This window comes from Schlesneria sphaerica, from assembly GCF_044336245.1.
Taxonomy (GTDB): Bacteria; Planctomycetota; Planctomycetia; order Planctomycetales; family Planctomycetaceae; genus Schlesneria; species Schlesneria sphaerica.
This window is the reverse complement of sequence record NZ_CP172346.1, coordinates 6734779-6747409: the sequence shown is the minus strand read 5'-3', so window position 1 is coordinate 6747409 and position 12631 is coordinate 6734779. Positions and strand designations below refer to the sequence as shown.

The window sequence follows — 12631 nt, the reverse complement described above, 5'->3', positions numbered from 1 at the left end:
TCCGACTATTCATCCAGGTTTTCAATATCAAGTCGGGTCTTCGACACGAATTCGGCCAGTTCCCGAGCGTTAAAAACCCCCGTTGTCGCGCCGACTGAACGGACACAACTGGCTCCCATGGCACTGCCGAACTTCAGACACTCTTCTTCGGGTACACCCCGCAAAACCCCGTAGAGGAACCCGGCAGTGAACGCATCCCCGGTTCCGGTGGCATCAACGGGAGTGACCGGATAGACACCGGACCTGATGAGTTTCCCTTCACCCGCCAGCACTGCGCCATGCTCGCCGTGAGTGACAATGGCGGTGCCGGCCCCGAGATCCCGCAACGCCTCAACCTGCTTGACGGCACCCAGTTCACCCGTGATTCGACGGGCTTCGTCATTATTACAGAAGAAGTAGTCGGTCCAGGGCAACACACCTGTCAGCCACGCCATCGTGTCTGTATTTTCCGAGAGCACGACGTTGAGGAACGTTTTAACGTTGTTTTCCCGAGCCAGACGGAACAAGCGGATGGCTTGTTCGGGTTTCAGTGAGTCCATCAGGCAGAATCCCCCGATGAAGATCGCCTTCACCCCCCGAATCTGCTCGGCGGTGATCTCGTGACCGTCGAACTCGCCGTTGGCACCAACGCAGTGTACGAATCTGCGATCCTCGCCCGCCACGTTAAGGACAAACGTGCTGCTGGTCGGAGCCGTTGGGCTGACTTCAATCAGGGACGTATCAACCCCCGAATCGCCAAGTAATCGGCAAACTTCCCGACCGAACAAGTCTGAGCCGACGCGACCGGAAAGACCGACGTTGAGACCCAACCGGGCAAGGTCGACCCCCAGATTGGCCGAACATCCCCCAATCGAGAACTGAATGCTCTCGGTTTTGGTCAACGCGCCGGCCCGTGGCATTTCTTCGATTGGGTGGCAGACCATATCGGCAACAACAATTCCCACGCAGAGACAATCGAGTGTCTTCGCCATCGCAGATCCTATCCAGAAACGTGTAAAAGCAAGAATTGCAGTCGTCGTTCCACCACTGTGGGAATCAACGGGAACTCTACCGAGCAAACATCGAGAACGGGATCTCAGTCAATCAATCAACGCCGCTGGAGGCACAGGCGCAAACGAGAGACGCCCGTGCCTGCCAAAGCGGATTGACACTCAGACCCCTCGGTTTTGCAGGTCTCAAACGTGCAATTCTTCGACTGAGCGGTTCAGATCGCCGGCATACTTCCGGCGGATCGGTTCGATCACGTCTTCGATGAAGCGGTCAACCTGCTCCGGCGAGCGGCCGATGAACCGTTTTGGATCGAGAGCCCCTGTCAAATCGACATTGGCGAAGCTCGGCTCTTTCTTTAATCGGTCGATCAGGTCGTTGGCCTGGCCGTGAGCCTTCACCTGCTGGCCTGCTTCGATACTGTGAACCCGGATTTTTTCATGGAGTTCCTGACGGTCACCTCCCGCGCGAACACCCGCCATCAGAATCTCTTCTGTCGCCATGAAGGGGAGTTCCTCTTCAAGATGCCTGGCGATGACCTTGGGGTAAACGACCAGTCCCTCGACGATGTTCCGATACAGGATCAGGATCGCGTCAGCGGCCAGGAAGGCCTGTGGAATGGTCAGTCGACGAATAGCGCTGTCGTCCAGCGTTCGCTCCATCCATTGGGTTGCGGTCGTCTGAGCGGCCGAAGACGACAATCCCATAACGAATCGAGCCAGACCGCACATGCGCTCGGAACGCATCGGGTTCCGCTTGTAGGCCATGGCCGACGATCCGATCTGGTGCTTCTCGAAGGGCTCTTCCACTTCCTTGCGACTTTGCAGCAGTCTCAAATCGCTGCCAGCCTTGTGCGCCGTTTGTGAGAGTCCTGCCAGTACGTCGATGACCTGCGAGTCGACTTTTCGCGAGTAAGTCTGCCCGGTCACGGCATAGGCCGAATCGAAACCAAGCTTCTTACAGACGATTCGATCGAGTTCGTCCACTTTGGAATGATCGCCATCGAACAGTGCCAGGAACGTCGCTTGTGTCCCGGTCGTCCCTTTGACGCCGCGCAGCTTTAGCGAATCGATGCGGTGTGAGAGCTCTTCCAGATCGAGGACCAGGTCGTAACACCACAGCGTCGCCCGCTTGCCGACGGTCACCGGTTGCGCCGGTTGGAGATGGGTAAATCCGAGGCAGGGGAGATCTCGATATTCGGCGGCAAACTTTGCGAGTCGGTCAATGGTCGCGACCAGTTTTGCGCGCAGCATTTCCAGTCCGCGGCGCATCAGAATCAGATCGGTGTTGTCGGTGACATAGCAACTGGTGGCCCCCAGGTGAATGATCGGCCGGGCCAGCGGGCAGACATCTCCATAGGCGTGGACGTGTGCCATCACATCGTGACGCAATCGTTTCTCATGCTGTGCCGCTGCGGCGAAATCGATGTTGTCGACATTTGCCTTCAGTTCATCGACCTGAGCCTGACTGATTTCGAGCCCCAGTTCCCGTTCCGATTCGGCCAGAGCAACCCACAGTCGCCGCCACGTCGAATGCTTGGTCTGTGGAGACCAGAGCTGGCTCATCTCTGTTGAGGCATACCGACCGATCAGCGGATTGTCATACACATCGTGGTTCAAAACTTGTCACCCTTCGCAGTTGACTTCAGTAAACACAATACAAAACAAAGCTCTCGCGAGCGGAATATCGTTTCTCGGGAAGCAGAATCCCATCGTAACTCATCCTGCTCAATTAAAAAATCCGTCCGTTGTGCCGGAATATCGCGGCATCAGGGCGATCAACCGATCCGAGGTATTTGATTCGTCAAATGAGGACCTTTTCCCTGAGGCACCGGCATGAATTCAAGGGCCGGTCCCCGCGCGGCTGCACCGAATTTCCCTTTTGTTCCAGCGTCTCAGAAACAGCCTGAAAAAAACCGAAAAAATGCATTGCTCTGTTCTTCCGGCAGGGGATCGCGAAGTAGTCCATCCTTGACGGTAAGTCGCTCCAAAGTCACAAGATACAATGGATTTGGTCGGTCCATCACTCAAAACCTTTCGACTTGCAGCGATCCTCCGTTCCCGCGTCTTGAGTTCCTTGAACATCGGAAACACTCCCATGAACGAAGCGATTGCCTATTTGAATGGTGAGTTTCTTCCCGTCTCGAAGGCGGCGCTGTCCGTTTTTGACCTGGGAGTCGTTGCGGGGTCGTCCGTTTCGGAAATGGCAAGAACATTTCGGCATGTCCCCTTCCGCCTTGACGAGCATCTACGACGGCTCGAGCAGTCGCTGGACGTCGTCAAGGTCGATCCGGGGCTTTCGTCATCCGAAATCCAGTCGATCTGCCTTCAAGTTGTCCAGAACAATGCCAAGCTGATCCCACGGGATCACGATCTGGGACTGATCATTTTTGTTACCGCCGGTCAGAACCTGACCTATCTGGGAATGCATGAGCGAACCCGGGCACGGACACCCTCAGTTTGCGTTCATACATTCCCGCTCCCATTCGAGCTCTGGTCCGGTCGTTACCTTACGGGCCTGCATCTCGTGACAACTTCTGTCAAAAGCCTACCAGACGATGTCATCGACACCCGCATCAAACACCGCAGCCGCCTTCACTGGCATCTGGCCGACCTGGAAGCGAAGAAAGTTGACCCGGCCGCCATGGCGCTTTTGACCGATCACGATGGGTTACTGACGGAGACCGGGACGGGAAACCTCTGCATCGTGACGGGGTCGACGATTGCGACGCCCTCCCAGCACGTTCTTGCTGGAATCAGCCGTGATGTCGCCGGAGAGCTGGCAACGTCGCTGGGGCTCACTTTCGTTACCGCCCGCATCCGACCGGATGAACTTTCGCGAGCAACCGAGGCCTTCCTCACTTCGACTCCTCATTGCATGCTACCCGTAACCCGATTCAACGGCAGCCCGATTGGAGCCGGAGTTCCGGGTCCTGTCTTCCAACGCCTGATGGCTGCATGGAGCGACCTCGTGGGAGTCGATATCGTGAAGCAGATGCATGACGGCGCGCTGTCGAGGACGGCGACGCCGTAGCCGGAGAACCGGTGCCACGACGCACCCTGATAAGCCTGGCTGCATGATGGATGTTTCGCCCTTGTGAAGGGAAATCGAATGCGTCGCTGGTGGATCCTGCTTACGGCGTTACACCTTGCCTCACAGGTCGCTTCCGCCGCCGACCGATATTCTGCTCTGTTTGCAGACGGAACCAGGGCAGAAGCACCGGAGGTTCTCGACTGGAACGAACCCGATGCTTCCGCCCGCATCGGTGACAAACCTCTCTTCAGTACAGAAAGTCCCTTCCGCTGGTTGCTCGATCGACAAACCCCGATCCCCCCCGTCCCTGTTTCCTACCTCGAGTTCGACAACGGTGACCGACTGGCGGGTGAGGTGACTGGTTACTCGACCGGTCGAGAGAACACCTACGAATCTTCGTTCCCTTACCTGCTGGTCAAGCCTGCGGCGGATATTCAACCTCCCGACGTGACGAACCCCGTCATTCTACGAGTGACCACGGATTGGCTGCGCAGAATCGTCTGGACGCCGGTGGCCCCCCAGTCTCCACAATCAAGCCAGACTCTCCAACCAGGAACGGTCTGGCTGCGAACGGGACATTCCCACTCGTTCCGTTCGCTACGCTGGGCCCCTCAGGGGGTGACTCTACTGACGGCAGAGGGCATCAAGGAATTTCAGCTTGTCGATCTGGCCGAACTCCATCTGCCCGAACGGGACCCCTGGAACTCTTATTACGAGCAACTGGGAGTTCTCTCTCCTCAACTCAAGTCACGAATTCTGCAGCTTCGAACAGTCGACGGCAGTATCTGGACGACATCGACGGAACGGTTTCAAGCTCGACATCACGGCGACCGCAACAGGCCGGAACAGTGGCTGCAACTCATCCAGCCTGCGTGGAGCCTGGATTCCATCTGGCTGCGGTACCGCACGATTCGTCAGTGGAGGTCGTTCGCCCCCGAGGAAGTTCCGCTGTCGATGACGCTCCCCGTCAACGTCTCGCATCAGGCGGTTTTCGGACGAATCTGGGACTACCAACACGATCAGAACGTTCTTCACGGGCCGCTTCAGTCACGACATCAGGAATTTGGATGGGGGTTCGGCGTTCATGGGTCATCCTCGCTGACATTCCGCTACCCCGAATCGGCTCGCGCCTTTCGAACCCTGTTCGGACTGGACCGCTCGGTGCATGAGGGGGGATGTGTGAATGCTGAGATTCTGTTCGGACAGCACCAATCCATCATCCAGCGCGACGGGCTCGTCGGTTCCACGAAGGTCGAGGAACTTCCCTGGACCGAACTTCCAGTCGGTGATGACGACGAGAAGCTTCTGACACTTCGTACCGAGATGGCGCATGAGGATCGCCCGTCGGGAGCAGATCCCTTCGACATTCGCGACGTGTTCAACTGGTACGAACCCGAACTGAAACTGGATGCCGCGATGTTACGGGAGGAAGTCGCGCGACGAGCCACAGGCCGTATGGCCGGTCTGATCGGCTGGACAATTTCGCCCGTCGATCTCCATTCGATGGTGAATTGGAACACAACGAACTCGCTTGATCCCCGCGATCCGCATTTCCAATTAACAGCCCTCTCAACCGATTCTTTCTATACGATGTCGCGGAAAGTCAAAGTGGGCGAGAGTGATCGCTGGCTGGTTCTTAACGGTAGTCGCTTCCTTGAGACTTCGTCTCCGTCTGCAGTCCAGATAAGAATCGATGGGCGAGTATACGGGGAATTTGATCTCCCAATTCGTCAATCGATTACGGATCCGGAACCAATGCTGATCCCGGTTGAAGGGTTCCAGGGATCAACAATCGCCGTTGATGTGGTTGTCTATCCGTCAGACGAACGCTCATGGATCGATTGGCGTGGATTTGCGCTAACGAGGTACCCTCCCGGAGTACTGCCGCTGTTCGAAGATCATGAGAATCTTTCCCGACAGCTCACCCAGGGTGAGGGAAGGGTGGAAGTCGACCCTGACCAACCCTTCTCGGGAACGCACTCATTGAAAGTCTTCCCTCCTTCGGTGGGCAATCCGGCAGTGCCAGGGCTGGAAGCGGCAATTTTTGAGCATCCGCAACTGGGTCAATATCGTTACCTGCTCTTCGCATGGAAACAGCAGACGGGAACCCGAATTCAGCTTCAGCTTGCCAATCATGGTGAATTTCGTGATCAGGGTTTGCATCCCATTCGCGAACCCCATTCGTTCGACGTCGCTCGTCGCCGTACACTTGTTCCTGATGAGCGTGGTCAACGTTTCGCCTACAGCTATGAGGCTGGTGCAGTCACGACGTCAGTGCGCCATCCCCTGTGGCTGCACGGTAATTTGCCCCGGAACTGGCAGACAATCCAGCGTGACCTTTTCGGGGACTTCGGAACCATGTTGCTGACAGGCATCGCACTCAAAGCCACAGACGGCGATGCCTGCTGGTTCGATTCGCTCTACCTCGCAAGGACACAGTCCGATATCGAATACATCTCCCGGCAACGCCGACACCAGCAATCGACTCGTTCACCGGACGCATCGGACGACGATGTCCCCCTTCGTGCCGCAGAGTTCGCCACGGAATTCTCGCGGGTTGCTCCTCTGTTCTCGTCACCTGAGATGACGCAGGGGTTAGGCCGTCTGGCAGAATTTCGCGGTCAACCCCAGGTCATGCAAACGCAACCGAACGGTCTGGACCAACCGCTGACCTTCAGGGCCGGAGTTCACTTGCCAGCGGAGCGTCCCATGGAACTGGATCTGGTCGTCACCAATTCACCGAAATCAGAATGGCGACTCATTGTTCGTGCAAACGGTGAGACGATTCATGACCGGCTCATCAACGATGAGCTGACAAGTCAAGAGGGATGGGTTCGGCTGCAAGTCGACCTGGCGCGTTACGCGGGGCAGAAGGTTTTGCTGGAAGTGCTGAACCAATCGGGCCAGCTCCCCAACGCGACAGCCTATTGGAAGCAAATTGCTCTGACGGAAAAACAGCCCGAAGAAAAATGAGGCATGGGACAGCCCCCGATGCCTCATTCTGTCACCTCGCGAATAGATCGTCTCGATGCGTCAGCACTCGATTACTTGTCATCGGGATTGATGATCTTGAAGACGATTGCCGCCAGTGCACCCCCCGCGAAATCGCCTGCCAGATACACCCAGATATCCGACAGAGCGGACAATTTCAGGATCACAAGGCCGACGGCAACGGCCGGATTAAACGCGCCATTCGAGATGGCTCCGACGGAGAAAGCCCCGACCAGGACTGTAAATCCGATCGCGAGGCCGTAGAACGAATTATTGGCATTCGCTTTCGCCGTAGCGACGTTCAAAACGACGTAAGCCAATGCGAAGGTGTAGAGGAATTCAGCCAGCAGAGCCTGTGGAATCGTCTTGGAGAGATCAAGCGTTTGAATCGCGGCGACTTTCTCACCCGCGAACAGGAACTGCACGGCCAGCGCAGCGACGAGCGCCGCAAGAACCTGCGAAATCATGTAGGGAATCGCGTCAGCGATCGAGCAACGACCACGCAACAGGACGGCCAGCGTCACGGCGGGATTGTAATGAGCTCCCGACACATGGCCACCTGCAAAAATCATCACCATCAATGCTGAACCAATTGCCAGAGGGGGCAGCGCTGCTCCTCCCACGACGCAGCAGCCAATCGTCAAGACTAGAAAGAACGTGCCAATAAATTCGGTAAGGTATTTCCCCATGCTTCGTCTTTCTTGTGCAGAGACCAAAATTCTTGCCCACGACTATCGCAATTGCGGCAGGAGACTACTCGAAGTGCTGCAACGATTCCACTAACGGAGGGGCCGAATCGTATTTTTTCACTGGATCAATTCTGCACAAACTACCTGTCGCGGCTCAGACAGTCTTTAGAAGCGGGCCTGTCGTTGCGAGAGGTATTCGACCAGCGCCCGGTCGAATGGCAGACTCGTATCGAGCGCGACATAGTCGGCGCCCATGCGGAGACATTCCCGTTTGTACTGGTTCCGCAAGTTCTGCATGGCCTCGAGATAGTCACCCCGAATCCCCACCGCATCAACAATCAGCCGGTCCCCTGACTCGGGGTCTTCGAAATCAGAAAGGCTTTCAAAGGGGAAGTTCACTTCTGCTTCGTCGAGAACATGAAAGACGATCACGTCATGACCACGATGGCGCAACATCCGGATTGAATCGATGACCGGTTCGGGGTCACACAGTAGATCTGAAAACAACATGAACAGACTGCGGTGGCGGATCATCGCGGCGACGCGGCGCAGGTTTCCGGCAACGTCGGTCTGACCGGCAGGACTTGCTTTGGATAAGAGTGACAGAATGTTGCCCAGCTGGCTTCGTTTGCTGCGTGCGGGCAGACAGGCATGTAATTTCTCTGAAAAGGTCATCAGTCCCACGGGATCCTGCTGGTGAATCATCAGGTATCCCAACGCGGCGGCAAGACAGATGCAGTAGTCGAATTTATTGAGTTCCTGCCGATACGTGTACGACATACTTTCCGAGAGATCCATCAGCAGATAGCCCGAGATATTCGTCTCGGCCTGAAACTTTTTGATGTAGTATCGATCTGTCTTGGCGTAGACCAGCCAGTCGATATTCTTCGGATCATCTCCCTGCGCGTAACGACGGTGCTCACTGAATTCGACGCTGAAGCCGTGAAATGGACTGGAATGGAGCCCCGTCAAGAACCCTTCCACAATAAATCGCGCTCGCAGATCGAGACGCGACACATTACGGATGACGGATGGTTTCAGATATTGTTCGGCTCCCGCCATGGAAAACTCACCTGCAGAGATCGTTGAACCAGGAATCTGTTCCGCACAGATTAACAGGTTGAACTCGTCTGCGTGACCGTGAGCAGGCCTTCATCGGGAAGCTCAGAAAAATCTCTCCAGTGCTTGATTCAACAGTTCTGACGTTTTGAGCTCACGTCGTCCTGCTTCACGCTTTCGATCTTCTTGCACGCTCGGCGAAGGTCCGCAGATCCACAATGGCAGCTCGATTACCTGCTTTCCGGACCAGGTCGCAGATCAGTTCAATCGATCGAAACTCGGGATCAACAACGTACAGACAACTCGGATGAGCCAGAAAATCAAACACGGCGCGATTCTCGATCGCCCATTCGAGCGACAGCCGGATTGCCTTGAGGAACCACTCCAGTTTCCACCGCCCCGTCCGAAAGGCTCCGATATCACTGATCGGACTCATCGGAATCTCGATCAATCCGTCGGGATAGATGAACGGCTGAGCGTTCTGCTGGGCCGCGACAATTCCGTCCAGCACCGCTGTCGAGGGTTCTTCCATCGGTTGGGTATTGGGATGCGGCGGATAAAGACTGCTGACCCAGTCATAGCCAAGTTCCATCAGCAGCGACCGGACCTGAGGGTGTTCCTTTAACCCGTTTGCGAACCCGCCAGGAGTGCGAAATCCCACCGGTTCCAGTTCCACCCGCGATTCCATCGCCCGCTTCATCAGTACAATATTCTCGCGGATTGCGTCCGGGACAGACTGACCTCGCAGCAGCCACGGAGATCGCTGAAATCGAAACTGAAGGTCATTCACTGTGGTCGCGGTGACATTGATATGGTCGTAAGTATGATTGCCGATGGGATGCCCCCCACGTGCAATCTCCTTCAGCCAGTCCGTGTTCTCCTGTTCGAACACGCGTCCCACCGCAAAGAAGTGCAGCAAGCCACCGGCTGCTTTCACGCGCTTCGCTGCCTCGACCGAGTACCGCTTTGTCTCTTCATTCAGATTCCCTTTCTCGAAATTCCAGTGAGTCATTTCCCGAGTCGGAAAATTGGCACTCATTTCGAGATCCAGCGTGATCGCAACGAGGCATTGATCTGAGTCGGCGGCACGAAGTTGCCTCCCACCCAGCATCCCCGTGGCGATCCCGCCGCAACTGAACGCAGTCATTGCCTGTAACCAGTCCCTGCGTGAATACGAATTCATGGTGCGGTTCCTTCCGATTTCACCCACGAGACTTGAGTGATCAACTGGTTCAATGCGGCAAATGAGATCGCGGCATTCACGGCAAATTTCGGAGTGTTATTCGAGGGGAAAGTTGCCAGCGAAGCATCCCCCACCAGGAATACGTTGAAGTCTTTGGAAAGGTTTTCATAGCCGGCTGTCGTGCGGCAGAAACACATATCCGTTGCATAGCCCGTCAGTAATACATGGCGAATGCCGTTAGAGATCAGGAACTTCTTGAGGGGTTCATAGCCTTCGGTATCGTAGATGATCACGTCATCGGGGTGGACGTCGACATCCGTCGTTACCGGGATGGGTAACTGCCAGAATCCTGCATTGTTGTACTTTGGTCCCGAGTCCAGACCGGGAAACTGCTTGAAATAATCGATCACGGGTTTATCCCGTGACAGCAGCAGTTCCGGGGTCAGCGGCTCGCCCTCGTACTTGAAGCGAGCGAGCTTTTCCGTCAGTTCTTTCGCCCCTTCGGCACGATCTTCGGGAGTCGGTTTGTGAGTGAACGAGCGGTACAGCTTATGACGGATTGGATCGCGTTCACCGGGCAGACTATAGAGAACAGCCCCAACCTTCTCTCGTAACGAATTGATAAAAGGCTTTACGATCTCTCGCGTGTGCCGTGCCGCGAGATGATTCTTTTCGATCGTACAGAAGTCAGCGACTCCGGCAGGCTCGGGTGTAATCCAGCCCTGACCATCATCGATTCCCCAGGGATGAACCATAATAATCGCCGTTTCCGAGGCCCTCAGGTGATTAGGCATTTCGATAATGCCGCGCGCGTTGTAGGAAAATCTCCAGGCACGCACGTGCAGGTCGGCTCCGTCGTCCACCACGATCGGGGGAGCTTCAAAGTGAAGTGATTCTTGGATTGGTTCGAAGAACTCGGGAAAGTCGGCGAGAAGGGGCGTCGGCTGCTCGATGCGCTTCAACTGATTGTGATAAGTCCGTTTGGCCGACGGTGACTCCTGCGATGAGGCGGGTAAGCTGAACAACACAAAACAGGTCACGGAAATCCAGATCAGACCACGATGCATCGAGAACTCCTCATCGATAGGGCCAGGAACGTGACGTGAAAGCGTGAACGAGTGCAGCTTCACTTTCAACGCATCGACTGTCACAATTGCAAGTTCAGATTGACCATTCAACTGTGGACCACTTCATCCACCTCCCGTAGACCACAAAACGAACACGATAAACGACGTCTGAGGGCTAAAATGTACCGATGCTTCCCTGTCCTGTGCCTGATTCTTGCTCTGCTAGCGACCGTGTCAGTAGATGCAGACGAACCAGTCTTTCGCGTTGGATTCGCTCAAAAAGACGTGACACCCCCGGTTCCCATGCCGATGTGGGGCTATGGAGCCCGCAAGGACATGCTTTCACAGGGCACGCTTGACCCGTTGATGGCCAAGACGATTGTGGTGGAAGCAGGAGACGACCGAGTTGCTTTGGTCGGGCTCGACATGGGACGAGCCCCGACCACCGCGATGATGAACGAAATCCGCGCCGCGATTCGTGAGCAAGCCCGGATCGAACACGTCCTGATTGTCGGATCGCATACGCATCACGGTCCGGTTCTGGAACTGACCGATCGTGAAGGATTTGGCAAAGGACGATTCGACGCCGCAATTGGATACCTCAAGACACTCCCACAAATGCTGAGCGAGACCATCATCGAAGCGGCGACGAAACTGGAGCCAGCCCGCCTGGGGGTGAATTCGATCGAAGTCCCCTATAACCGGAATCGCCAGAGCAAACGCCAGCCCCCCGCCCGCGACCCACTCCTTTCTGTCATGAAGTTTGACAGTACGAACGGTCGGACGATCGCCACCCTCGTTAACTTTGCTGCTCATCCTGTCATGACCAGCGGTGAAATTCTCAAATTTTCTGCGGACTACCCCGGCTTCATGATGAACCACGTCGAGAAGGAGCTGAATGCCCCCTGTCTGTTCATGCAGGGTGCATCGGGTGATATGAGCGTCAACGCGATCAACGTAAAAGGACCGCAGGCGTTCGGCGAACTTCTGGGTGAGGAATGCGTGAAACTGGCGAACGCGATAGAGACGACCGTGCCGGAACATCCCTCGATTCAGGGGCGTGTTGATCACTTCGAATTCGAGACCCGAATTGATCTCAATAACCCGGCAGTGCTGTTTCTCTATGGTCAGGCCTTCTTTCCCGAGTTGGTTCGCAACTTCGCGGAAGAATACAAAAACGGGATGCACCCCGAGTTGAACACCATCCTGCTCAACCGCGAAATTGCGATCGTGGGGGGTTCGGGCGAATTCTTCAGTAACCATGCCGTGCGGTTGCGCGAACGTAGTTACGTGAAGCACACGCTCTTCTTTGGATACTGCAACGGCTACATGAACTACTTTCCCACCATCGAGGCCATCTCAGAGGGTGGCTACGGAGCGGATCCCCCCGTCTCCCCGGCCCAGATCGGAGCTGGAGAAGAAATGATGAACCGCGCCCTGATCAACATCTATTCCATGCTGGGAAAACTGGCAGAGGGGAAACCGGAACCTTTGAAATAGCAGTTCACTGCTCTGCAGACCGAAGCGCCGTAGCCCATAGGGAAAAGAACCGAATGACAGCGTGCAGAATCGTCTAAGGGTAATCACGCCCGAGTCTCACCACCCACACCACAACAGACGTG

The 12631-nt window shown here is 55.7% G+C and carries 9 protein-coding genes; 3 read left to right on the top strand and 6 right to left on the bottom strand.

Features of this window, described 5'->3' with window-relative positions:
• Positions 1-5 precede the first annotated feature (5 nt).
• Entirely contained in the window at positions 6-971 is a 966-nt protein-coding gene (locus ACGY09_RS24240) for a carbohydrate kinase family protein (protein WP_397569769.1), read from the bottom strand.
• Between the two features lie 204 nt (positions 972-1175).
• Entirely contained in the window at positions 1176-2606 is a 1431-nt protein-coding gene (gene purB, locus ACGY09_RS24235; protein WP_373652398.1) for an adenylosuccinate lyase, read from the bottom strand.
• Positions 2607-3084: 478 nt separating this feature from the next.
• Between purB and ACGY09_RS24230 the strand changes: the two genes are divergently transcribed.
• Positions 3085-4020, top strand: a complete 936-nt coding sequence (locus ACGY09_RS24230; RefSeq protein ID WP_397569768.1) for an aminotransferase class IV — start codon at positions 3085-3087, stop codon at positions 4018-4020.
• A gap of 78 nt (positions 4021-4098) precedes the next feature.
• On the top strand, positions 4099-6993 hold the full coding sequence (locus ACGY09_RS24225; RefSeq protein WP_397569767.1) for an NPCBM/NEW2 domain-containing protein: 2895 nt from the start codon (positions 4099-4101) through the stop codon (positions 6991-6993).
• Between the two features lie 71 nt (positions 6994-7064).
• Here ACGY09_RS24225 and ACGY09_RS24220 read toward each other — a convergent pair whose 3' ends face one another.
• From ACGY09_RS24220 to ACGY09_RS24205, 4 genes are all read right to left on the bottom strand, one after another.
• Positions 7065-7700, bottom strand: a complete 636-nt coding sequence (locus tag ACGY09_RS24220; protein WP_373652401.1) for an MIP/aquaporin family protein — start codon at positions 7698-7700, stop codon at positions 7065-7067.
• A 165-nt stretch (positions 7701-7865) separates the two neighbouring features.
• Complete coding sequence (locus tag ACGY09_RS24215) at positions 7866-8762, bottom strand: DUF58 domain-containing protein (protein WP_373652402.1); 897 nt, start codon at positions 8760-8762, stop codon at positions 7866-7868.
• A 166-nt stretch (positions 8763-8928) separates the two neighbouring features.
• The gene (locus tag ACGY09_RS24210) at positions 8929-9942 is read right to left on the bottom strand and encodes a polysaccharide deacetylase family protein (protein WP_397569766.1); all 1014 of its coding nucleotides are present in this window, start codon (positions 9940-9942) and stop codon (positions 8929-8931) included.
• On the bottom strand, positions 9939-11009 hold the full coding sequence (locus ACGY09_RS24205; protein WP_397569765.1) for a hypothetical protein: 1071 nt from the start codon (positions 11007-11009) through the stop codon (positions 9939-9941). The genes ACGY09_RS24210 and ACGY09_RS24205 overlap by 4 nt, the downstream gene beginning before the upstream one ends.
• A 180-nt stretch (positions 11010-11189) precedes the next feature.
• Here ACGY09_RS24205 and ACGY09_RS24200 point away from each other — a divergent pair, with 180 nt between their 5' ends.
• A complete protein-coding gene (locus ACGY09_RS24200) occupies positions 11190-12509 on the top strand; it encodes a neutral/alkaline non-lysosomal ceramidase N-terminal domain-containing protein (protein WP_397569764.1) in 1320 nt (439 codons plus the stop codon).
• Positions 12510-12631: the final 122 nt, after the last annotated feature.